Genomic DNA, 23933 nt, shown 5'->3' on the forward strand with positions numbered 1-23933 from the left:
CACCTCGCCATCCACCGGTTACGCCTCTTCGTTCGGCTGGCGCTGCAACGCGGCTCGCATTGCAACACCAACAGCCCCTAAGATGCGCCATTGTCTCGCACTTGGGAATTGCACCATGTTACAGATCGACGCCCTGCCCGCCTTCAGCGACAACTACATATGGTTGTTACAGGATACGACCCAAAAACGCTGCGCCGTGGTCGATCCAGGTGACGCCGCCCCGGTGCTGAACTGGCTCAAGCACCATCCCGAGTGGGCTCTCAGCGATATTCTGGTCACCCACCATCACCATGACCATGTGGGTGGCGTTGAGCAACTACACACCACCACAGGCGCTAAAGTCTGGGGCCCGGCGCTGGAAAACATTCCCGCGCGACAAGTGCCACTTAACGATAACGATGTGATCAACGTACTGGGAATTGAATTCAAAGTATTTCTGGTACCTGGGCATACCTTGGGTCATATCGCTTATTACCACGCTGATATTTCAAAGCCACTATTGTTCAGCGGCGATACGTTGTTCGCGGCCGGTTGTGGCCGGTTATTTGAAGGCACACCAGAACAAATGCATCACTCTTTAAGTCGGTTGGCAGCCTTGCCAGCGCACACTGAGGTGTATTGCACTCACGAATACACACAAAGCAACTTGCGCTTTGCCCAAGCGGTGGAGCCGAATAACCCGGATATTGCCGACCGAGTTGCACAAGTTGCGGCCTGGCGTGATGCAGGCAAGATCAGTTTGCCATCAAGTATTGCGCTTGAATTGCGCACTAATCCGTTTCTGCGGGTTAACGAAATATCTGTTAAAGAAAAAGCTGACGAATGGAACAAGCGTGACAATGACTCGCCCAGCGCGGTCTTTGCCAGCTTGCGTAGCTGGAAAGACAAGTTTTAATCAGCGTCGCGGTTGCCATTAAAATTCTGAATGGTTGACCGCGCCCCACCTGCTTTCTAGAATCGCCCGACATTTTTGCCCGAAACTATCTTTAACCAATGTCGTCATTTAAATCTAACTCCATCAGTTCAGACGCATTGACGCGCTTGGCTAAAGCGATCGCGGTGGTTGTGTCCGCCACTTTGGCGGGATGCCAGAGCTTCGATCATTCGACCCAAACGGTCGATCGGCCCACTCTCAAACTGACCAAACGCATTCCCCAAGAGCCGCTCTGGCTCAAGGAAAAGCCGGGGCCTGTTGCCCCCAAAGACGTCTGGGAACGCATGCGCCAAGGCTTCCAGCTACAAGAAGGCCTGGGCGTCAACCCGCGTATCGAACAACAGCGGTTATGGTTTGCCAGCAACCCGTCTTTTCTTGAAGGCGCCGGCGAACGCGGCAGTTTGTACATCCATTACATCGTCGAGCGCCTTGAAGAACGCAACATGCCACTCGAACTGGCTTTATTGCCGGTAATCGAAAGCTCCTACAACCCGATGGCGTATTCCCACGCCAATGCGGTGGGGCTTTGGCAGTTCATCCCGTCCACGGGCCGTTATTTCAATCTGCGCCAAACCCGCGCCTACGATGGCCGTCGCGACATTACCGCCTCGACCCTCGCAGCCATGAACTACCTGACGCGCCTGCATGACATGTTCAACGGTGACTGGCTGCTGGCACTGGCCGCTTATAACGCAGGTGAAGGCACGGTCAGCCGGGCAATTGAACGCAACGAAAAACTCGGCTTGCCGACCGACTACTGGAACCTGCCTTTGCCGCAGGAAACCAAAGACTATGTGCCCAAGCTGCTGGCCCTGTCGCAGGTGGTGCTGACCCCCGAAGCCTATGGCATCAACCTCAACCCGATTGCCAACGAACCGTACTTCGAGATGGTCGAGATCAAGCAGTCCATGGACCTGTCCCGCGTGGCAGCCCTGGCCGAGATCGACGAAGACGAAATGTTTCAGTTGAACCCCGCCTACAAGCAGCGCGCCACCACTGATGGCCCGCAACACCTGCTGGTGCCAACGTCCAAAGCCCAGTTGTTGACCGCCAGCCTGTCGAACCTCAAGCCTGAAGAGCTGGTGAGCCTGCGCCCCAAAAAGGCCGTTTTCGACACCGTTGCCAGCAACCCACCGGCCCGACCAACCCGCCAATACCGGGTTAAACGCGGTGACAACCTGACACTGATCGCCAAAGCCAATAAAGTTGATGTCAAAGACTTGCAGCGCTGGAACAAACTCAGCGGGCATAACCTGAAAGCGGGCCAGACGCTGGTCATGCAGGACACCCGCAGGCCTGCTGCTAAAAAAGCCACAACTTACACCGTTAAAAAAGGCGACTCGCTATACATTGTTGCCAAGCGTTTCAATGTTGAAATGCAGCATCTTAAGCGCTGGAATCCAAATTCAGCCAAGGCCCTCAAGCCCGGTCAAGTCCTGACGGTCTACAAGCCGCACTGATTCGGTTCGCACGTTCATGCGGGCAAGCATACTCCTACTAAATTGCAGGAAGTTGCTTGCCCGCAGTGCTTTCTGGCGTGGCCTTTTTCCTACAGATACAAGCTGTTACTGTACGGAAACCTTCAGCCCAATGCCCGGATCGAATACCTGACTTAATGCGTCCCCTTCTGTTAGTTCTTATCAATCTGGCCTTGAGCTTTCCGGCGAGTGCGACCCTGAGTGAAAGCCACGGTTATGCACAGTTCGGTACTCTCAAATACCCGGCAACGTTTACTCATTTCGACTGGGTAAATCCCGACGCGCCTAAAGGCGGGACGTTACGGGTCATGGCATTTGGCACGTTTGACACGCTCAACCCTTATTCCTTCAAGGGCACCAGCCCGGTTTCGACTGCAAACTTCTTGCAATACGGGGTCAACGAACTCAACGAGACATTAATGGCCGGTACTGGCCAATATGCCCCTTCCGGTGACGAACCTACGTCCAGTTATGGCTTGATTGCACAATCAGTCGAATACAACGAAGACCGCAGTTGGGTGGTGTTTAACCTGCGACCCGAAGCGCGTTTTCATGACGGCAAACCTATCACTGCTTACGACGTAGCGTTTTCTTACAACTTGCTGCTAAAAGAAGGCCATCCTCAATACCGGACCAACCTTCAAGAAGTTCAGCGCGTCGACATCTTGGGGCCCAAGCGCATCCGTTTTGTGTTTAAACGTGCGGGCAATCCGTTATTGATTCTGCGGCTGGGTGAATTGCCGGTTTTGCCACAGCATTACTGGGCGAAACGGGACTTTAAAGCGACAACGTTCGAGCCACCGCTGGGCAGCGGGCCTTATCGCATCACCAAGGTGACGCCAGGCCGGCAGTTGGTGTTTGAACATGTCAAAAACTGGTGGGGCGCCAAACTGCCGGTCAATCGCGGTAAATACAATTTCGACCGGGTCGAAGTGGAGTTTTACCGTGACAGCAACGTTGCCTTCGAAGCGTTCAAGGCGGGCGAATTCGACATTTATATCGAACACCAGGCCAAGAACTGGGCCAATGCCTACCGGTTTCCGGCTGTACGCCGTGGCGATGTGATCAAGGCTGAAATCACCCATCAGATCCCGACCCAGACACAAGGCCTGTTTATGAACAGCCGCCGCAGCACTTTCGCGCAAGCTAATGTTCGCGAAGCGCTGGGGCAAATGTTCGACTTCGAATGGACCAACCGCGCCTTATTCAATGGCTCATATCAACGGGCCGAAAGCTACTACCCCAACAGCGAGTTCTCGGCCAGCGGCATCCCCCAAGGCCATGAATGGCTGATGCTCTCTCCTTGGCGCAGCCAACTGCCCCCCGAGCTGTTCAGCCAGGCCTTCAGCCTGCCGAAAACCGATGGCCGCGGCATCCCCCGCGAAACCATGCGCCGCGCCCTGGACTTGTTGGCTCAAGGCGGCTGGAAACTGTCCGGGCAACGCTTGCTCAATAGTGAAGGCAAACCGCTGACGTTCGAGATATTGCTGGTCAATCCGAACCTCGAACGCATTTTGCAACCTTATGTCGAGAACCTCGCCAGCATCGGTATCGAAGCGCGGTTGCGCACTGTCGACCGCGCGCAATACAAACAGCGGCTGGACCAATTCGATTTCGACATGATCCTGATGACCCTCGATCAGACCTTGAGCCCCGGGCTTGAACAGTGGCAGTACTTCCACTCCAGCCAGGCCAACGTCAAGGGCAGCAAGAACTATGCAGGGGTTGCCAGCCCGGTCGTCGATCAATTGCTGGAAAAACTCCTGGCCGCACAGAACCGCGAAGAACAACTGGCTGCTGGCCGGGCGCTGGATCGCGTTTTACTCTGGCAGCACTACATGATTCCCAACTGGTATCTGAATTATCACCGCCTGGCGTACCGCAACCGGTTCGCCTTTGTGACGACGCCGCCTTACACACTGGGCCTTAGCGCATGGTGGCTCAAGCCTACGGAGAAAACCCGATGATGCCTTTGCGTACCTGGCTAAAACCGCTGGCCGGCCTGCTGCTGGCCAGTGCGACCTGTGCGGCATTGGCCGCTCCGCAACATGCGTTGACGCTTTACGATGAGCCGCCGAAATACCCGGCTAACTTCAAGCATGTCGATTACGTGAACCCGGATGCCCCCAAGGGCGGCACCTTTCGCAAATCAACCACCGGCAGCTTTGACAGCCTCAACCCGTTTATCAACAAAGGCGTGCCGGCCGAAGGGATTGAAATGACCTTCGACACCCTCACCCGACAGACGCTGGACGAACCGTTTACCTCCTATGGCTTGATCGCGCAAAAGATGGAAAAGGCGCCTGATAACAGCTGGGTACGGTTTTATTTGCGTCCCGAAGCCAAGTTCAACGACGGCCACCCGATCCGCGCCGAAGACGTGGTGTTTACCTTCGACACACTGATGAAAAACGGCTCGCCGCTGTACAAGGGCTATTACAGCGATGTCGACCAGGCCATTGCCGAGAACCCGCTGCAGGTGAAGTTCACCTTCAAACACAACAAGAACCGCGAGCTGCCATTGATTCTGGGGCAACTGCCCGTCCTGCCCAAGCATTGGTGGGAAACCCGAGACTTCGGTAAAGGCAACCTTGAAGTCCCTGTCGGCAGCGGCCCCTACACCATTACCGATATCAAACCCGGGCGCTCCATCCGCTACGAGCGCAACAAGGATTACTGGGGCAAAGACCTGCCGATCAACAAGGGCCTGTACAACTTCGATGCGATTACCGTGGACTACTTCCGCGACAACAGCGTGGCATTCGAAGCCCTCAAGGCCGGACAGTTTGATTACTGGTTCGAGATCAGCGCCAAGAACTGGGCGAGTGCCTACAACGCGCCAGCCTTCACCCAGGGCCGCTTGAAAAAAGAAGAAATTCGCAACCATAACCCGACCGGCATGCAGGGCTTTATCTTCAACCTGCGCAAACCCATGTTTCAGGATGTACGGGTGCGCGAGGCACTGAGCCTGCTGTTTGACTTCGAATGGGCCAACAAGCAACTGTTCAGCGGTGCCTATTCGCGCACTGGCAGTTATTTTGAGAACTCGGAAATGGCCGCCAAGGAACTTCCGAGCGCAGAAGAGCTGGCTATTTTAGAACCCTTGCGCGGCCAGATACCGGACAAGGTCTTCACCGAGGTCTTCAAACCCAACGTCACCGACGCCAGCGGCATGATTCGCGACCAACAGCGCCGCGCCTATCAACTGCTGCAAGACGCTGGCTGGCGTATCGTCGATGACAAGATGGTCGATGCCCAGGGCAAGCCGGTCACCATTGAGTTCCTGCTGGCCCAATCGGAGTTCGAGCGCATTCTGCTGCCCTACAAGCGCAACCTCAGCGACTTGGGTATCGACCTGCAAATTCGTCGGGTCGACACCTCGCAATACCTTAACCGCCTGCGTTCACGGGACTTCGACATGATTGTCGGCAGCTTCCCGCAGTCCAACTCGCCGGGCAGTGAGCAGCGTGAATACTGGGAATCGTCGAGCTACGACAAACCCGGCAGCCGTAATTTTATTGGCCTTAAAGACCCGGCCATCGATCAACTGACCGAAGACCTGATCCATGCCGACTCCCGGCAAAGCCTGATCAACCACGCCCGGGCGCTGGACCGCGTGTTGCAATGGGGCTACTACGTCATCCCCAACTGGCACATCAAAACCTGGCGCGTGGCGTACTCGCACAACATTGGCCACCCGGCGGTGACCCCGCTGTACGACATCGGCACCGAGACGTGGTGGGCAAAACCTGATGCAGCGCCCGTAACCCCGACCAAACCCACAAGCGAAAGCCTGGAGCCGTAAATGCTGGCGTATATATTCAGGCGACTGCTGCTAATTATTCCGACGCTGTTCGGCATTCTGCTGATTAACTTCGTCATTATTCAGGCCGCCCCTGGCGGCCCGGTTGACCAGATGATCGCCAAGCTTGAAGGCTTCGACGGAGCAACCAGCCGTATCGCCGGGGGCGGTTCGGAAGTCTCGGTGGCAGGCTCCAGCTACCGGGGCGCGCAAGGCCTGGACCCGGCGCTGATTGAAGAAATCGAGAAGATGTACGGTTTCGACAAGTCAGCGCCTGAACGCCTGTGGATCATGATCAAGAACTACGCCCAACTGGATTTCGGTGAGAGTTTTTTCCGGGATGCCAAGGTCATCGACTTGATCAAAGAAAAAATGCCGGTGTCCATTTCGCTGGGGTTGTGGAGCACGCTGATCATGTACCTGGTCTCGATCCCGCTGGGCATCGCCAAGGCCACGCGACATGGCAGCCACTTTGACGTCTGGACCAGCTCGGCAATCATTGTCGGTTACGCGATTCCGGCCTTTTTGTTTGCCATCCTGCTGATCGTGGTGTTCGCCGGGGGCAGTTATCTGGACTGGTTCCCGCTGCGCGGGCTGACCTCCAACAACTTCGACGAGCTCAGTTTGGGCGGCAAGATCCTCGACTATTTCTGGCACTTGGCGCTGCCCATCACCGCGCTGGTCATCGGTAACTTTGCCACCATGACCTTGCTGACCAAAAACAGCTTTCTGGATGAGATCAACAAACAATACGTGGTCACGGCCAAGGCCAAGGGCTTGACCAATCACCGCGTGCTCTACGGGCACGTGTTTCGCAACGCGATGCTGCTGGTGATTGCCGGCTTTCCGTCGGCCTTCATCGGTATCTTCTTTACCGGTTCATTGCTGGTTGAAGTGATCTTCTCGCTGGACGGCCTCGGGCTGATGAGCTTCGAAGCTGCGATCAATCGCGATTACCCGGTGGTGTTTGGCACCCTGTTTATCTTCACGCTGGTCGGGCTGGTGGTGAAACTGATCGGCGACCTCTCATACACCCTGGTTGATCCGCGCATCGACTTTGAAAGCCGGGAGCATTGAGATGAAACTGTCCCCTCTCAATCGACGACGTTTCGAACGTTTCAAAGCCAACAAGCGTGGCTGGTGGTCTCTGTGGCTGTTTATCGTGCTGTTTGGGCTGAGTCTGGGCGCTGAACTGATCGCCAACGACAAACCGCTGGTGGTCCACTACGACGGCGAATGGTATTTCCCTGCGCTCAAGCGCTACCCGGAAACCGACTTCGGGGGTGAGTTCCCGCTCGAGGCCAACTACAAAAGCCCGTACATTCGCGAACTTTTAGCCAAGAAAGACGCGCTGGTGGTGTGGCCACCGATCCCTTACAGCTATCAGAGCATTAACTACGACCTGAAAGTGCCCGCTCCCGCTCCGCCGTCACTGGAGAACTGGCTGGGCACCGACGACCAGGGGCGCGATGTACTGGCACGGGTGATCTATGGCTTTAGGATTTCAGTGCTGTTCGCCCTGACGTTGACCATTTTGAGCTCGATCATCGGCGTTATTGCAGGTGCGCTTCAGGGCTTCTATGGCGGCTGGGTCGATCTGGCAGGCCAGCGCTTCCTGGAGATCTGGTCCGGGCTACCGGTGCTGTACTTGCTGATTATTCTGGCGAGTTTTGTTCAGCCCAACTTCTGGTGGCTGCTGGGGATCATGCTGCTGTTCTCATGGATGAGCCTGGTGGATGTGGTGCGCGCCGAATTTTTGCGCGGTCGAAACCTGGAATATGTTCGAGCGGCTCGCGCACTCGGCATGCAAGACATGGCCATCATGTACCGGCACATCCTGCCCAACGCCATGGTTTCGACCATGACCTTTATGCCGTTTATTTTGACCGGCGCCATTGGCACGCTCACCGCACTGGACTTCCTGGGCTTTGGCCTACCGCCGGGCGCGCCGTCGCTGGGCGAACTGGTCGCGCAGGGCAAATCCAATCTGCAAGCGCCGTGGCTGGGCATCAGCGCCTTTGCGGTGCTGGCCATCATGCTGAGCCTGCTGGTGTTTATCGGCGAGTCCGCTCGCGACGCCTTCGATCCGAGGAAATAAGATGACGCAGGACATTCTGATCGAAGTGCGTGATCTCGCCGTTGAGTTTGTCACCGGCGAACAATCACACCGTGTTGTGCAAGGCATCAATTTCGATATCAAACGCGGCGAAACCCTGGCACTGGTTGGCGAAAGCGGCTCCGGTAAATCGGTGACCGCACACTCCATTCTGCGGCTGCTGCCCTACCCCATGGCGCGCCATCCACACGGCAGCATTGAGTATGCCGGGCAAGACCTGCTGCACCTGGATGAGAAAAAGCTGCGGCATATTCGCGGCAACCGCATTGCCATGATTTTTCAGGAGCCCATGACCTCGCTGAACCCGCTGCACAGCATTGAAAAACAAATCAATGAAGTGCTGGGCATTCACAAAGGCCTGACCGGCAAAGAGGCCACCTTGCGCACGCTGGAGCTGCTTGAGCTGGTGGGCATCCCTGAGCCGCACAAACGCCTTAAAGCGCTGCCACACGAGCTGTCAGGTGGTCAGCGCCAGCGTGTGATGATCGCCATGGCCCTGGCCAATGAACCCGAACTGTTAATTGCCGACGAACCCACCACCGCACTGGACGTCACCGTTCAACTGAAAATCCTCGAATTGCTCAAGGAATTACAGGCGCGTCTGGGCATGTCGCTGCTACTGATCAGTCACGATTTGAACCTGGTTCGACGAATTGCGCACAGAGTATGTGTCATGCAGCGCGGTTGCATCGTCGAACAAGCATCGTGTGAGCAATTGTTTCGTTCACCACAGCATCCGTACACCCGGGAACTGCTCAGCGCAGAGCCCAGCGGAGGCCCGGCTGGCACGCTTGCCGGGGCGCCGTTGCTGGAAGTCGAGGACCTCAAAGTGTGGTTCCCGATCAAAAAAGGCTTGTTACGCAAAACCGTGGATTACGTCAAAGCGGTCGACGGGATTAACTTCAGCCTGCCTCAAGGGCAGACCCTGGGGATTGTGGGAGAAAGCGGATCAGGAAAATCGACGCTGGGCCTGGCGATTTTGCGCCTGATTGGCAGCGAAGGATTGATCCGTTTTGAAGGCAAACGGTTAGACTGCATGTCACGCCAGGAAGTAAGACCCCTGCGCAGAGAAATGCAGGTGGTATTTCAGGACCCGTTTGGCAGTCTCAGCCCACGCATGAGCGTCAGCGAGATCGTCGGTGAAGGTTTGCGCATTCACCGTATGGGTACACCTGAAGAGCAGGAAAAGGCAATTATTGAAGCCTTGCGAGAAGTAGGTCTGGATCCGGAAACCCGACACCGCTACCCTCACGAGTTTTCTGGCGGGCAACGGCAACGAATCGCCATCGCCCGGGCACTGGTATTAAAACCGGCGTTGATTCTGCTGGACGAGCCAACCTCAGCGTTGGACCGCACAGTACAACGCCAGGTAGTCGAGTTGTTACGCTCGCTGCAAACCAAGTACAACCTGACATATTTGTTTATCAGCCATGACCTGGCGGTAGTCAAAGCGCTGAGCCACCAACTGATGGTGGTCAAGCATGGCCAAGTGGTCGAACAGGGTGATGCGCAAAGTATCTTTGCCTCACCGCAACATCCATATACACAACAGCTGCTGGAAGCCGCCTTTTTGGCACCAGTGGCTGTCGATTAACCTGATAGAGGAACAACACATGGGTTTTCTCGCCGGTAAGCGCGTCCTGATCGTCGGTGTCGCCAGCAAATTGTCCATCGCTTCTGGCATTGCTGCCGCCATGCACCGTGAAGGCGCTGAACTTGCCTTCACTTATCAGAACGAAAAGCTTAAAGGCCGCGTTGAAGAGTTCGCCGCAGGCTGGGGCTCTGGCCCGGAACTGTGCTTCCCTTGCGACGTTGCCAGCGATGAAGAAATCGCCAAGGTTTTCGAAGACCTGAGCAAGAAGTGGGACGGCCTGGACTGCATCGTCCACTCCGTAGGTTTCGCCCCTGGCGACCAACTGGACGGCGACTTCACCGACGCCACCACCCGTGAAGGCTTCCGCATCGCTCACGACATCAGCGCCTACAGCTTCGTGGCCTTGGCCAAAGCCGGTCGCCCACTGATGAAAGGCCGCAATGGCAGCCTGCTGACCCTGTCCTACCTGGGTGCCGAGCGCACCATGCCTAACTACAACGTGATGGGCATGGCCAAAGCCAGCCTGGAAGCCGGTGTACGTTACCTGGCAGGCAGCCTGGGCCCGGAAGGCACTCGCGTTAACTGCGTGTCAGCCGGTCCGATCCGCACCCTGGCCGCTTCGGGCATCAAGAACTTCCGCAAAATGCTGGCAGCCAACGAAGCTCAAACCCCGCTGCGCCGTAACGTAACCATCGAAGAAGTCGGCAACGCCGGCGCCTTCCTGTGTTCCGACCTGGCCTCGGGCATCAGCGGCGAAATCATGTACGTAGACGGCGGCTTCAACACCACCGCTATGGGCAGCCTCGAAGAGTAATTGCTTCGGCGCAATCGCCAATAAAAACGCCCGGTACAGAGTCTGCACCGGGCGTTTTTTGTTTGGGCTCACAGCCCGCGTCAGCTATCTGGCTCACCAGGCGCATGCTGCGCGGTAAATAGCCGCACGACGCTCGTCATGTTCTCTGCACCCTGCCCTTGCGCCATTGCCTGTTGAAACACCCCATGTGCCGCAGCGATGGTCGGTGCATCCCTGGAAAGACCAGCCTCATTCAACACGTACCCGAAGTCTTTCTCGATGAGCTCTACGGGAAACTGCGGGGCGAAGTTCTCTGCCAGCATCGTACTGGCAAGGTAAGTGGCAACCGGCGCCCAGACAGAAGTGCCTGCCATCGCGGCCAACACGTACGAGGCATCGGCGCCACTGCGCTTAAGCATGCCGATGATCTCAGCCAAACCGGTTACTTGTATGCCTAACAAGGCATTGGTTGCGAGCTTGGTGAGCGCCCCATGCCCCAATGCACCGGTATGGTGGATACCAGAACCCAATGCACCCAGCACAGGACGACAACGATCAAGCACCTGTGCGTCCCCGCCGATCAGGTAGGTCAACTGCCCTGTATCAGCCTGCAACCGGGACCCGGAGACCGGTGCCTCCAGCAGTGATACCTGTTGATGCTGCATCTGCGCACCCAGCATCTGTATCCAGCCCGACGTCAGGGTGGAACTCTCGATTGCGACAGTGTCGGGTGACATACCCGCGAGCGCCCCACACTCCGGATCCAGCCATACGAAACGCGACACTTCATCGTCACGCAGCATGGCGATTACAAACTCAGCGCCTTGGCTGGCGTCCCTTGGCGACGCTGCCAGGGTGGCGCCCAAGTCAACCAACGGTTGCGCAGCCCGGCCCGTGCGGTTCCAGACCGTGACCTTATGCCCGGCGGCGATCAGTCGAGCGGCCATCCGCGACCCCATCGCCCCCAGGCCCAGTACTGTAATGTTGCTCATGCTTTAACAACCTGCTTGATAAGTGTGTAGAGAAAACAAATAGCATCAAGACCTGCGGGCTTTGCGCTCGCGACTGACAAACAGCACCGCAAGCCCGGCCAACGCGAAAGCTGCCGATACAAACGGTATGGGCAACGGGCCGACCAGATTGATCAACAGCCCCCCAACCAGAGAGCCCAACCCGATAGCGGCATTGAATACAGAGACGTTGATAGAGGTGGCCGCGTCTGCACCGCCTTCGATTTTGGATGCCTCTTTAAACACCAAGGTCTGCAGCAAGACGGGAAGTGCACCGTAGGCCGCGCCCCAGGTCGCAAGCGTGACAATGACCGCGGTGTGGCTAAGCGCAGCGGTATTCAGGCTTGCCAGGCTCACGCCAAGCAGAACCGTCACTACTCCCAGACTGGCCCGTGGCGCTCGTGCAGCAAAAGGCCCGATGGCAAAGTTGGTGACCACGCCAGCAGCGCCGTAAACCAGCAGGAGCAAGCTGATCTGCGCGGCACTCTGCCTGGCAACCTGCTCGAGGTACGGTGCAATGTAGGTGTAAGCCAGAAAGTTACCGGTCACGACGAAGGCGGTGATCCCAAAAATCGCCAGCAAAGAGCGACTCTTGAGCACAGACGACATGGCCCCGCGTTTGGCCGTTCGAGAAATACGCACAGCCGGGACAGACCAGACAATCAGCATGAACACGATCAGGCTCAGCACAGAGAGTGCCGCGAATACCGCGCGCCACCCATAGAGATCGCCCAACATGGACCCCGCAGGAACGCCGAGTACGGCGGCCAGCGAAACGCCGCCGAACACGATAGACGTCGCGCGCACCGCATTGCGGGCAGCAACCAGGTGCACGGCGGTGACAACCGCGGTCGACCAGAACACACCAATGGCAGCGGCAACCAGAATTCGGCCGATGAACACAACGAAATAACCCGAGGCCAGAAAGGTAATCAGATTACCGATGCAACATACGGCCAGAAGGCCAGACATCAGGGTTTTACGGTTGATGTGCCCCAACAGGCTGGTGAGAGGTGCGGCAGTGAGGGCCACCATGAAAGCAAAGATCGTGACCAGGTAGCCTGCAACGCCCAGCGAGACGTGCAGCCCTTGGGCCAGTGCCGGCAGAACACCGACCGGCATGAGTTCTGTGCTGACAAAAGAAAAGCACCCCAGGCTTAAAGCGAGCACAGCGCTTGCACTTCGCCCTTTAGAGACCTTCATCCCGTGGTGTTGCGACACTGAAGGATCAGGGCTTGAATCTGTAACTATCGATTGCATCATTTCATCCCGAATGAATGGCGATGGGAAAGGCCAACACACCCGATGGATGTGGTGTGCTGAGCGAGAGCCAGTGTGGGATTTACTTCGCAGAAGTGCGATAGCATGAGAGTCACAATATCCATGCCCCGGAGTCATTAATGCGAGCGTTCAGCCCCCAACTGCTTGAAGGCGTGGATGTCATGGCCGCAGTGGTCGACACACGCAGTTTTGGCGGCGCAGCCCAAGTGCTGGACATGTCCCAGTCCGGTGTCAGCAGAGCCGTCGCCCGACTGGAAACCCGGTTGGGGATCCGGATTTTCGAGCGCACCACACGATCAGTCAGGCTGACCGAAGAAGGTCGTCATTTTTACGAGCAGGTGATGCCTTTGATCGGCGCTCTGACCGAGGTCACCAGCAGCGCCGCCGGTGACGCACAAATGGTCCAGGGCCGCCTGCGCATCAATGTCGACCCGCTATTCGCACGCTTCATCCTCGGGCCGCGACTGGGGCCTTTTCTGGATACCTACCCGGACTTGGAACTGGACATGCGCAGCAAGGAAGATCTGGGAGATCTGGTGGCAGATGGCTTTGATCTGGCGCTGCGCTTTGGGCACCCTCTCCCATCGTCGCTTGTCGCCCGAAAACTGTTCGATACTCGGGTTTTGGCCATGGCATCGCCGGCCTACTTAGAACGTTTTGGACATCCGACACATCCACGTGAACTGGAAAATACGCCTCACCGCTGCATTCTTTTCCGGGAACCTGTGACGGGAAAACCGTTTGCCTGGGAGTTTCACCAGCAGCGTAAACAATTGATCGTGAAGCCTCAGGGGCAACTCACGGTCAATGACCCAGGAACGGTCTACAGCGCCTGCCTGGCAGGCCTGGGCATTGCCCAGCTATTCGAACTGGGGATTGAGCAATACACCTCATCAAATCAGTTGGTGCAACTGTTCCCTGAATGGTCGGACCAGCAATTCCCGCTCTACGCCTACTACCCGTCACGCCATCACGTCCCGGCCAAAACTCGCGCCCTGCTCAGCTTTGTGATGGACTTGATCAAATAAGGGTGTTGTGTCAGCGTTTGGACCGCAAAAAAAATGGCCGCTCAATGAGCGGCCATTTTTAGCGAAGCGATGCTGAGGGCTTAGTAACGCTCAACCTTAGCTTCGTTTTCCAACTGCTTGCGGTAGGCGGCAAAGTCTTGCTGACCCGCACGTGACGCCAGGAAGCGACGGTAAGAGGCTTTCTCTTCGTCGGTTGGCTTCGCATCATCGTTTACGCCATTGAGGCGCAGTACGACAACGGTGCCATCAGCCAGGCTAACGGTGCTAAAGGTCGGCTTGTCCTTGGCTGCCGGCTTAGGCATGCGGAAGACCGCTTGCAGCACGACAGGATCAATACCGTCCTGACCACGGGTGACGGCTTCATCAACTTTCCACGACTGGCCAGCAACCGGCTGGTTCAACGCCAGCTTGCCATCGCGCAAATCTTTGATGATGCCTTCAGCCTTGGCTTTAGCCGCGGCAGCGGCCTGCTCTTTGACCAGATGTGCATGAACGCTCGAGGCAACGGCTTCCAGAGGCAGTTGCTCTGGCTTGCGGTGCTCTTTAACACGCAGAACCACAACGGTCTCAGGGTCAAGCTCAAGTGCGGTGCTGTTCGCGCCTTCATCCATCACTTCGGTGCTGAATGCGGCTTGAACCACAGCGCGGTTGGCAGCGATGCCTTCGCCACCCTCACGACCAAACGGTGCCGAGGTGTGAACGGTCAGGTTCAGCTCTTGCGCCGGCTGGGCCAGATCGGATGCTTCGAAAGCCGAGTCTTCCAGTTGCTTGGTTGCATCGACGAAGCGACGCTCAACCTGCTGGGTTTTAAGATCACGGGTCAGTTTGTCTTTCAAGCTGGCAAAGCTCGGCACTTCGGGTGCCTCAACGCCCAACAGCTTGATCAAGTGGTAACCAAAGCTGGTACGCACCGGCTCCGATACCTGATCTTTTTTCAACGCATAGACAGCCGTCTCAAACGTTGGGTCGTAGACACCTGGGCCAGCAAAGCCAAGGTCACCGCCGTTGGCAGCCGAACCCGGGTCTTGGGAGAACTCTTTGGCCAGTGCCTCGAAGCTTTCGCCTTTGGCCAAGCGCTGTTGAATGTCTTCAATTTTGGCTTTGGCTTGCGCGTCGCTGACCTTGTCGTTGACTTCAATCAGGATGTGCGCAGCGCGGCGCTGTTCGGCGAGGTTTGCGATTTCTTTCTGATAAAGCGCTTGCAGCTCATCATCTTTGACTGCCACCTGGTCGAAGAAGGCGGACTTCTTCAATTCGATGTAATCAATCACCACCTGATCAGGGGTCATGAACTCTTTGGCGTGCTCGTCGTAGTAAGCCTTGACCTCGTCATCGCTGACCTTCACCGCAGCTGGATCAGCCTTGATGTTCAGGGTGGCGAAATCACGGGTTTGCTTCTCAAGACGGGCAAACGCGTTCACTTCTTCGTCGGTCACGAAACCGCTGCCTGCCAAACCGGCACGCAACTGACCAATCAGCATTTCCTGACCCAGCATCTCGCGAAATTGCAGTCGGCCGTAACCCAGCTGACGAATCACCTGGTCGAAACGTTCAGGGCTGAACTGGCCATTGTCCTGGAACTCTGGTGTTTGCAGGATAACCTGGTCCAAAGCCGCTTCCGAGAAGGAGAACTTGGCCTGGTTGGCGCCTTGCAGCAACAGCTTGCGGTCGATCAACCCTTTAAGGGCTGCATCGTGCAGCATTTTTTCGTCCAGCAATGCAGGGTCGAAATCCTTGCCCAGTTGTTGCATCAACTGACGACGTTGCATGTCGACAGCCTGGCTGAGCTCAACCTGGGTGATTTCTTCACCGTTTACTTTGGCCGCATCCTTGCTGTGAGAGGTGGCTTGAAAAATCGCATCGAAACCGGTCAACGCCATCAACGCGACGATGACACCGATGATGGTCTTGGCAATCCAGCCTTGTGAATTGTCCCTGATATTTTGCAGCATGCTTCCCCCAGAAACGGTCTTGCACAATGAGCAACCGTGGAGCGTGGGTAGAGTCCGGATAGAAGAAAGGCGCATCCGAGGATGCGCCTTCTCGTAACTGGCGGAGCGGACCGGGCTCGAACCCGCGACCCTCGGCGTAACACGTCAACATAACCATCGACGGTACAACCGCTCCGCTGCCAAGCCTGGCGTGCGCCTGACCCGGTTGGGTAAAAAGTGTTACAGAAACTTAGTTAACCGCTTCTTTCAGCGCTTTACCGGCTTTGAAGCCTGGTTTTTTAGCGGCAGGAATTTCCAGCGTTTTACCAGTCTGTGGGTTACGACCTGTGCGAGCAGGGCGATCGGTCACAGAGAAAGTACCGAAACCAACCAGTACCACAGAGTCGCCGGCCTTAAGAGCGCCAGTGACGGATTCGATTACTGCGTCCAGCGCACGGCCAGCGGCAGCTTTCGGGATATCAGCAGATGCAGCGATAGCATCAATCAGTTCCGACTTGTTCACTCTAAGTCCCCTTATATCTGTCTGAGTATGTTTCTAAAGTTTTTTGGTAAAGCTAAACGTTTGCCTGAGTATTACGGACACTTATAGAGCCGCTTTATAACAAGGGCTCTATACAGCGTCAAGAAAGCCCCTCAGGCAAATTCGTATTAATGCGTGCTAATTCTTTCCTTAGAGTCAGACTCGCGCTTCTCTTCCTTGGCAACAATCTCAGGAGCCACATCTGGCAAGGGCTCCGGGGCGTATTGCAGCGCAATTTGCAGGACCTCGTCAATCCATTTAACCGGTTTAATCTGAAGATCCTGCTTGATGTTGTCAGGAATTTCCTTCAGATCGCGGACATTCTCTTCAGGAATAATGACCGTTTTGATTCCACCGCGATGGGCTGCCAGGAGTTTTTCCTTAAGACCGCCGATGGCCAGTACCTGACCACGAAGGGTAATTTCACCGGTCATTGCAACATCAGCTCGCACAGGAATCAGCGTAAGTGCCGACACCAATGCAGTGCACATTCCTACACCCGCGCTAGGGCCATCTTTAGGCGTGGCGCCTTCAGGCATGTGAATGTGGATGTCACGTTTCTCGTGGAAATCCAATGGGATACCGAGACTCTTGGCGCGGCTGCGGACCACCGTCAACGCTGCAGTAATGGACTCAACCATCACATCACCCAGCGAACCGGTCTTGATCAACTGGCCTTTGCCAGGCACGACAGCCGACTCAATGGTGAGCAATTCGCCACCCACTTGCGTCCAGGCCAGGCCCGTCACTTGACCGATTTGATCTTCCTGTTCTGCCAAGCCATAGCTGAATTTTCTTACGCCAAGGAAGTGCTCCAACAGCTCCGGCGTCACGGTGACGGCAAAGCGTTTTTCCAGTGCATGTTCCTTCACGGCCTTGCGGCAGATCTTCGCAATTTGACGCTCAAGGCCCCGCACACCGGCTTCACGGGTGTAATAACGGATGATGTCGCGGATGGCCGCGTTATCGAAAGCCAGCTCGCCTTTCTTCAAACCATTCGCTTCAATTTGTTTCGGAGCGAGGTATTTGACCGCGATGTTGATCTTTTCGTCTTCGGTGTAGCCCGGCAGACGAATCACTTCCATCCGGTCCAGCAAGGCTGGCGGGATGTTCATGGAGTTCGAGGTGCACAGGAACATGACGTCCGACAGGTCGTAATCGACCTCAAGGTAATGGTCGTTGAAGTTGTGGTTTTGCTCCGGGTCCAGCACCTCAAGCAGGGCCGACGCCGGGTCGCCACGCATGTCGCTGCCCATTTTGTCGATTTCATCGAGCAGGAACAGCGGGTTGCGCACCCCAACCTTGGTCATCTTTTGAATCAATCGGCCCGGCATAGAACCGATGTAAGTCCGGCGGTGACCGCGGATTTCAGCTTCATCACGCACGCCACCCAAGGCCATGCGTACAAACTTGCGGTTTGTCGCGTGGGCAATGGATTCTGCCAGCGAGGTTTTACCCACGCCAGGCGGCCCTACCAGGCACAGCACAGGACCGCGAATTTTCTTAACGCGCTTTTGCACGGCTAGATATTCGAGGATCCGCTCTTTGACTTCTTCCAGGCCGTAGTGGTCGGCATCCAGAATATCTTCAGCGCGCTTGAGATCCAGACGCACTTTGCTTTGAGCCTTCCAAGGCACCTGCACCAGCCAGTCGATGTAGGAGCGCACGACGGTCGCTTCTGCCGACATTGGCGACATTTGTTTGAGCTTGTTCAGCTCAGCCTGGGCCTTGGTCATCGCATCTTTGGGCAAGCCCGCTTCATCAATGCGTTTTTTCAGCTCTTCGATTTCATTGTGACCTTCGTCACCGTCACCCAGCTCTTTCTGAATGGCTTTCATTTGCTCATTCAGGTAGTACTCGCGCTGGCTGCGCTCCATCTGCTTTTTGACACGGCCACGAATGCGCTTTTCAACTTGCAGCAAGTCGATCTCGGCATCCAGCAACGCCAGCACATGCTCAACCCGGTCTTGCAGGTTGATGATTTCGAGGATTTCCTGCTTTTGCTCGATTTTGAGGGCCATGTGGGCAGACATGGTGTCTACCAGACGGCTCGGCTCATCAATGCTGTTGAGCGAAGACAACACCTCAGCCGGGACCTTTTTGCCCAACTGTACGTACTGTTCGAACTGCGAGAGCAAGCTGCGTACGAAGACTTCGGACTCACGCTCTGCTACGGCCACTTCGTCAATCAGCGAGACTTCGGCGCTCAGGTAGCCATCTGCCTGGCCGAAGTGCTCCACAGCGCCACGCTGCTCGCCCTCAACCAGTACTTTAACGGTACCGTCCGGCAGCTTGAGCAGTTGCAGGACCGTTGCAATCGTACCTACACGATATAGCGCGTCTTCGCCCGGGTCATCGTCTGCAGGATTTTTCTGAGCCAACAGCAGAATCTGCTTGTCGCCCGTCATCGCAGCCTCAAGGGCCTCGATTGATTTCTCACGTCCCACGAACAGTGGGATAACCATGTGCGGATAAACAACGACATCACGCAATGGCAGGAGAGGCAATTCGATGGTTGTCTTCATGATTTCGCCTCTACGGCGGCCATAAGGCCGTAATCAGGTGGAAGTAAGCTTGAAGCCAAGATGGGGGCTGTCTCGAAAAAAAACAAGCACTGAGCGACAGGAAAAACAAAGGGGCCCGAAGGCCCCTTCTTTAACACGCAATATGTCATACGCAGCAATACATTTACGCGTCAGGTGCAGCCTTGGCAGCCACTTCGTTGCTTTCGTAAATAAACAACGGTTGGGACTTACCTTCTATAACGCTTTCGTCGATAACCACTTTACTCACCTCGGACTGCGAGGGGATTTCATACATGGTATCGAGCAGTACGCTTTCGAGAATCGAACGCAGACCACGAGCACCGGTCTTGCGCTCAAGGGCGCGCTTGGCCACTGCTTTCAGTGCGTCTGCACGGAACTCAAGGTCAACGCCTTCCATCTCGAACAGCTTGCCGTATTGCTTGGTCAGCGCGTTCTTGGGCTCAGTCAGAATCTGGATCAGTGCAGCTTCATCCAGTTCGTCCAGGGTAGCCAGAACCGGCAGACGGCCGACAAATTCCGGGATCAGACCGAACTTGACCAGATCGTCAGGTTCGACTTCACGCAGCGATTCGCCAACTTTCTTGCCCTCTTCCTTGCTGCGAACTTCGGCACTGAAGCCGATGCCGCCGCGAGTCGAGCGCGCCTGCACAACCTTTTCAAGGCCCGAGAATGCGCCGCCGCAGATGAACAGAATGTTGCGGGTATCAACCTGCAAGAACTCTTGCTGCGGGTGCTTGCGACCACCTTGAGGCGGTACGGAAGCCACGGTGCCTTCGATCAGTTTCAGCAACGCTTGCTGCACGCCTTCGCCGGAAACATCACGGGTAATCGAAGGGTTGTCAGATTTGCGCGAAATCTTGTCGATTTCATCGATGTAGACGATACCCATTTGGGCTTTTTCTACGTCGTAATCGCATTTTTGCAGCAACTTCTGAATGATGTTTTCAACATCTTCACCCACATAACCGGCTTCGGTCAGTGTAGTGGCATCAGCGATGGTGAAAGGTACGTTCAGCAGACGAGCCAAGGTTTCGGCCAGCAGGGTTTTACCCGAGCCGGTAGGTCCGATCAGCAGGATGTTGCTCTTGCCGAGCTCGACGTCGTCGTTCTTTTTGTCACGCTGGTTCAGGCGCTTGTAGTGGTTGTAGACCGCTACAGCCAAAACCTTTTTGGCACGTTCCTGACCAATCACGTATTGATCAAGGATGCCGCTGATTTCTTTTGGCGAAGGTAATTTATGCGCGCTGCTTTCGGCTTGGGCTTCCTGCACCTCCTCACGGATGATGTCGTTGCACAAGTCGACGCATTCGTCGCAGATAAACACCGAGGGGCCGGCAATCAATTTGCGCACTTCATGCTGGCTTTTGCCACAGAAGGAGCAATAGAGCAATTTGCCGTTGTCCTCGCCGTTGCGGGTGTCAGTCATTCGATCGATCCAAATCCGATAGGCTTGCAACACAAGATGAAGGCAACTGCGGGCTTTTTCAAGCCCGCAGGTGGTCGGTTAATCCAACCACCTACATTTGGGCTGCTTAAGCGGGCATTTGACGCTTGCTGAACACAGAGTCGATCAAACCGTATTCGGCTGCACGCTCAGCGCTCATGAAGTTGTCACGCTCTGTGTCACGCTCGATGGTTTCCAGCGACTGACCGGTGTGATGGGCCAGCAACGAGTTCAAGCGATGACGGATGTTGAGGATTTCTTTGGCATGGATGTCGATATCCGACGCCTGGCCCTGGAAACCGCCCAGTGGCTGGTGAATCATCATGCGCGAGTTAGGCAGGCAATGACGCTTGCCCGGTGCGCCACCGGCCAGCAGGAAAGCGCCCATGCTGCAGGCCTGACCAATGCAGATAGTCGACACGTCTGGCTTGATGAACTGCATGGTGTCGTAGATCGACATGCCTGCAGTCACCGAGCCACCTGGGGAGTTGATGTACAGATGGATGTCCTTGTCCGGGTTTTCGGCTTCAAGGAAAAGCAACTGCGCAGCTACCAGGTTGGCCATGTAGTCTTCGACAGGGCCTACCAGGAAGATGATCCGCTCCTTCAAAAGGCGCGAATAGATGTCGTAGGCGCGTTCGCCACGAGCAGATTGCTCAACAACCATCGGGACCAGGCCGCCTGCGGCCTGAATGTCAGAGTTCTGCTGAATATAAGAATTGCGGGACATGTCCGGCAGTCACTCCCAAAAAGTCTTGTCTGGAATACGCATAAGCCAGCTCGAGGCTGGCTTATGGTTGTGTTTTCTAACGAATCACAAATCAGTCGGCTTGTGGAGCTTCCACCGGCTTGACAGCTTCTTCGTAAGAGACCGCTTTATCGGTCACCTTAGCCTTCTGCAGAACAGTATCCACAACTTGTTCTTCCAGCACAACAGAACGAACCTCGTTCAATTGCTGATCATTTTTGTAGTACCACGCTACAACCTGCTCTGGCTCCTGGTAAGCGGAAGCCATTTCCTGAATCATGTCGCGAACGCGATCTTCGTCAGGCTTCAGATCGAACTGCTTAACCACTTCAGCAACGATCAGACCCAGTACAACGCGGCGCTTGGCTTGTTCTTCGAACAGCTCGGCAGGCAGTTGGTCAGGCTTGATGTTGCCACCGAATTGCTGAACAGCCTGCACGCGCAGACGATCAACTTCGTTGGACAGCAGTGCTTTTGGCACTTCAATCGGGTTGGCAGCCAGCAAGCCGTCCATTACCTGATTTTTAACTTTGGATTTGATCGCCTGACGCAGCTCACGCTCCATGTTCTTGCGAACTTCGGTGCGGAAACCTTCGATACCGGTTTCTTTGATACCGAATTGAGCGAAGAATTCTTCGTTCAGTTCTGGCAGCTTAGGCTCAGAAACAGTGTTCACGGTCACGGTGAACTCAGCAGTTTTGCCTGCCAGGTCCAGGTTCTGGTAGTCCTCCGGGAAAGTCAGGGTCAGAACGCGTTCTTCGCCTGCTTTAGCGCCAACCAGACCTTCTTCAAAGCCGGGGATCATACGGCCCGAGCCCAGAACCAGCTGAGTACCCTTGGCGGAACCGCCAGCGAATACTTCGCCATCAACCTTGCCAACGAAATCGATGTTCAGTTGGTCTTCGTTCTGAGCAGCACGCTCAGTTACTTCAAAGCGGGTGTTCTGCTTGCGCAGCACGTCCAGCATTTTGTCCAGGTCAGCTTCAGCCACTTCGGCGCTCAGGCGCTCGACGGCGATGGTATCCAGACCCGTCACTTCGAATTCAGGGAACACTTCGAATGTCGCGATGTATTCCAGATCTTTGCCTTTCTCGAAGACTTTAGGCTCAACCGACGGTGCGCCAGCCGGGTTCAGCTTCTGCTCAACCACTGCTTCGTAGAAGGAAGCCTGGATCACGTTGCCCAGCGCTTCTTGACGCGCATCAGCTTCGTAGCGCTGACGGATCACGCTCATTGGCACTTTGCCTGGACGGAAGCCCGGGATTTTGGCCTTTTGGGCAGTCTGTTGCAGACGCTTGTTGACTTCAGCCTCAATACGCTCAGCTGGCACGCCAATGGTCATGCGACGCTCAAGAGCGGAAGTATTTTCAACAGAAACTTGCATGGATATTCCTCGTTGCACAGACATTAGCCGGCCGTTTCCGACCCCATAATCAAGGGCATGCATTCTAGTGGGTCAAACTCAAGAAGTCACCCTACCCAAATCGCACATAGAAACGACCGGTACATTATTAAGCACAAGCAATGATTTGCTTAACCCGCTCAAAATACACAAACCTTTACACACGACCCCGTTCAGAGCCTTCTATATAGAAGCAGAGAACACACATGCGCCTGACAAATGCCACCCAACACCACGTGCACCCACCCCTGAACCGCTTAAACTTTTTAAACCAAAAAAAAGCGCATGCCTTTTCAGGTCCTGCGCTTTTTAGGGTTTGACGAGCAAAATGCCTGCCTGGATGCAGCGAATAGACTTAAGCATCAAGGCCTTATGACGACACAGTCTTAACACGTGAGGTCGAACTGCAGTCGCTTTTTTAAACGTAAAAAACAAAAACGCCAGATTGTTAATCTGGCGTTTTTTTTAAATATGGGGTGGACGAAGGGGATCGAACCCTCGACAACGGGAGTCACAATCCCGTGCTCTACCAACTGAGCTACGCCCACCATATTGCATGTTGCACCTGACTCAACAAGCCTTGCTTGATCAGTCAAGCCAGCAATGTATCAATAGGCCACCCGCTGAACCGGTGAACTGAAGACTCATTACCTGTGCGCCAAGTTGCTGATACAGCCCCTGTTGCACAATAAAAAAGCCGCCACAGGCGGCTTTCTCAATGGTTTCGCACAGCGATACATTGCGAAACCAAATTTGGTGCGGACGGAGAGACTCGAACTCTCACACCTTGCGGCGCTGGAACCTAAATCCAGTGTGTCTACCAATTCCACCACATCCGCATTTCAAACTTTTGAAGCAAAGACGCCAGATTATTAATCTGGCGTCCTTCTAAATATGGGGTGGACGAAGGGGATCGAACCCTCGACAACGGGAGTCACAATCCCGTGCTCTACCAACTGAGCTACGCCCACCATATTGCCTTTGCTGCCTTACTTGTGCCAAAGCTGCCTAATGGCGCACCCGGCAGGACTCGAACCTGCGACCATCCGCTTAGAAGGCGGATGCTCTATCCAGCTGAGCTACGGGCGCCTTATTAATCTGTACTCTGTGACGATTACAAACTAAGTGCTTTCAGTATCACCAAGCTGGACAACAACTTCGCTCTACCTTCTTAACCAGTGCTAGGCTGTGCCCGACAAGTGCGACGAATGTTATAGACGACCCTGAAAGTCGTCAACTGTTTTTTCAAAAAAGTTCAGAAATATAAAGGAGTTAGGGGAATTAG

The 23933-nt window shown here is 55.4% G+C and carries 17 protein-coding genes and 4 tRNA genes; 9 read left to right on the plus strand and 12 right to left on the minus strand.

Features of this window, described 5'->3' with window-relative positions; translation table 11 throughout:
* Positions 1 to 115: 115 nt before the first annotated feature.
* The 8 genes from gloB (at position 116) to fabI (ending at position 10738) form a co-directional block, all read left to right on the plus strand.
* Positions 116 to 895 (plus strand): hydroxyacylglutathione hydrolase, encoded by a 780-nt coding sequence (gloB, locus tag GHO32_RS12415; protein ID WP_153333579.1) that lies wholly within the window; start codon positions 116 to 118, stop codon positions 893 to 895.
* 98 nt (positions 896 to 993) lie between these two features.
* Positions 994 to 2394, plus strand: coding sequence for a LysM peptidoglycan-binding domain-containing protein (locus GHO32_RS12420; protein WP_048373055.1), 1401 nt, complete (start codon positions 994 to 996; stop codon positions 2392 to 2394).
* 155 nt (positions 2395 to 2549) lie between these two features.
* Positions 2550 to 4379 (plus strand): extracellular solute-binding protein, encoded by a 1830-nt coding sequence (locus GHO32_RS12425; RefSeq protein WP_153333577.1) that lies wholly within the window; start codon positions 2550 to 2552, stop codon positions 4377 to 4379.
* Positions 4376 to 6217 carry an extracellular solute-binding protein gene (locus tag GHO32_RS12430; protein ID WP_153333575.1) on the plus strand — a complete coding sequence of 614 codons (1842 nt, stop codon included), beginning with the start codon at positions 4376 to 4378 and terminating at the stop codon, positions 6215 to 6217. Before GHO32_RS12425 ends, GHO32_RS12430 begins: the two co-directional genes overlap by 4 nt.
* On the plus strand, positions 6218 to 7291 hold the full coding sequence (locus GHO32_RS12435) for a microcin C ABC transporter permease YejB (protein WP_153333573.1): 1074 nt from the start codon (positions 6218 to 6220) through the stop codon (positions 7289 to 7291).
* A 1-nt stretch (position 7292) separates the two neighbouring features.
* A complete protein-coding gene (locus GHO32_RS12440) occupies positions 7293 to 8312 on the plus strand; it encodes an ABC transporter permease (RefSeq protein ID WP_048373045.1) in 1020 nt (339 codons plus the stop codon).
* A 1-nt stretch (position 8313) separates the two neighbouring features.
* Entirely contained in the window at positions 8314 to 9924 is a 1611-nt protein-coding gene (locus GHO32_RS12445) for an ABC transporter ATP-binding protein (protein ID WP_048373042.1), read from the plus strand.
* 19 nt (positions 9925 to 9943) lie between these two features.
* The gene (gene fabI / locus GHO32_RS12450; protein ID WP_153333571.1) at positions 9944 to 10738 is read left to right on the plus strand and encodes an enoyl-ACP reductase FabI; all 795 of its coding nucleotides are present in this window, start codon (positions 9944 to 9946) and stop codon (positions 10736 to 10738) included.
* An 80-nt stretch (positions 10739 to 10818) separates the two neighbouring features.
* Here fabI and GHO32_RS12455 read toward each other — a convergent pair whose 3' ends face one another.
* Both GHO32_RS12455 and GHO32_RS12460 read right to left on the minus strand, forming a co-directional pair.
* Entirely contained in the window at positions 10819 to 11709 is an 891-nt protein-coding gene (locus GHO32_RS12455) for an NAD(P)-dependent oxidoreductase (protein ID WP_153333569.1), read from the minus strand.
* A 45-nt stretch (positions 11710 to 11754) separates the two neighbouring features.
* On the minus strand, positions 11755 to 13125 hold the full coding sequence (locus GHO32_RS12460; RefSeq protein WP_306106467.1) for an MFS transporter: 1371 nt from the start codon (positions 13123 to 13125) through the stop codon (positions 11755 to 11757).
* 2 nt (positions 13126 to 13127) lie between these two features.
* Between GHO32_RS12460 and GHO32_RS12465 the strand changes: the two genes are divergently transcribed.
* The gene (locus GHO32_RS12465) at positions 13128 to 14036 is read left to right on the plus strand and encodes a LysR family transcriptional regulator (RefSeq protein WP_153333566.1); all 909 of its coding nucleotides are present in this window, start codon (positions 13128 to 13130) and stop codon (positions 14034 to 14036) included.
* A gap of 80 nt (positions 14037 to 14116) precedes the next feature.
* Here the strand turns inward: GHO32_RS12465 and GHO32_RS12470 are convergent, their stop codons facing one another.
* From GHO32_RS12470 to GHO32_RS12515, 10 genes are all read right to left on the minus strand, one after another.
* Complete coding sequence (locus GHO32_RS12470; RefSeq protein ID WP_153333564.1) at positions 14117 to 15988, minus strand: SurA N-terminal domain-containing protein; 1872 nt, start codon at positions 15986 to 15988, stop codon at positions 14117 to 14119.
* 229 nt (positions 15989 to 16217) lie between these two features.
* The gene (locus tag GHO32_RS12475) at positions 16218 to 16490 is read right to left on the minus strand and encodes an HU family DNA-binding protein (RefSeq protein WP_003183171.1); all 273 of its coding nucleotides are present in this window, start codon (positions 16488 to 16490) and stop codon (positions 16218 to 16220) included.
* A 146-nt stretch (positions 16491 to 16636) separates the two neighbouring features.
* A complete protein-coding gene (gene lon, locus GHO32_RS12480) occupies positions 16637 to 19033 on the minus strand; it encodes an endopeptidase La (RefSeq protein WP_153333562.1) in 2397 nt (798 codons plus the stop codon).
* 163 nt (positions 19034 to 19196) lie between these two features.
* Positions 19197 to 20480, minus strand: a complete 1284-nt coding sequence (gene clpX, locus GHO32_RS12485; protein ID WP_048373032.1) for an ATP-dependent Clp protease ATP-binding subunit ClpX — start codon at positions 20478 to 20480, stop codon at positions 19197 to 19199.
* Positions 20481 to 20586: 106 nt separating this feature from the next.
* Positions 20587 to 21228 carry an ATP-dependent Clp endopeptidase proteolytic subunit ClpP gene (clpP, locus tag GHO32_RS12490; protein WP_048373031.1) on the minus strand — a complete coding sequence of 214 codons (642 nt, stop codon included), beginning with the start codon at positions 21226 to 21228 and terminating at the stop codon, positions 20587 to 20589.
* A gap of 91 nt (positions 21229 to 21319) precedes the next feature.
* On the minus strand, positions 21320 to 22630 hold the full coding sequence (gene tig, locus GHO32_RS12495; protein WP_048373030.1) for a trigger factor: 1311 nt from the start codon (positions 22628 to 22630) through the stop codon (positions 21320 to 21322).
* Between the two features lie 490 nt (positions 22631 to 23120).
* Positions 23121 to 23196: transfer RNA gene (locus GHO32_RS12500), tRNA-His, on the minus strand.
* Between the two features lie 206 nt (positions 23197 to 23402).
* Positions 23403 to 23487: transfer RNA gene (locus GHO32_RS12505), tRNA-Leu, on the minus strand.
* A gap of 56 nt (positions 23488 to 23543) precedes the next feature.
* Positions 23544 to 23619 (minus strand) — tRNA-His (locus GHO32_RS12510).
* A 41-nt stretch (positions 23620 to 23660) separates the two neighbouring features.
* A tRNA-Arg gene (locus tag GHO32_RS12515) sits at positions 23661 to 23737 on the minus strand.
* Positions 23738 to 23933: the final 196 nt, after the last annotated feature.

Origin of the sequence: Pseudomonas sp. FSL R10-2189 (assembly GCF_009600325.1) — a bacterium.
Classification (GTDB): Bacteria; Pseudomonadota; Gammaproteobacteria; order Pseudomonadales; family Pseudomonadaceae; genus Aquipseudomonas; species Aquipseudomonas helleri.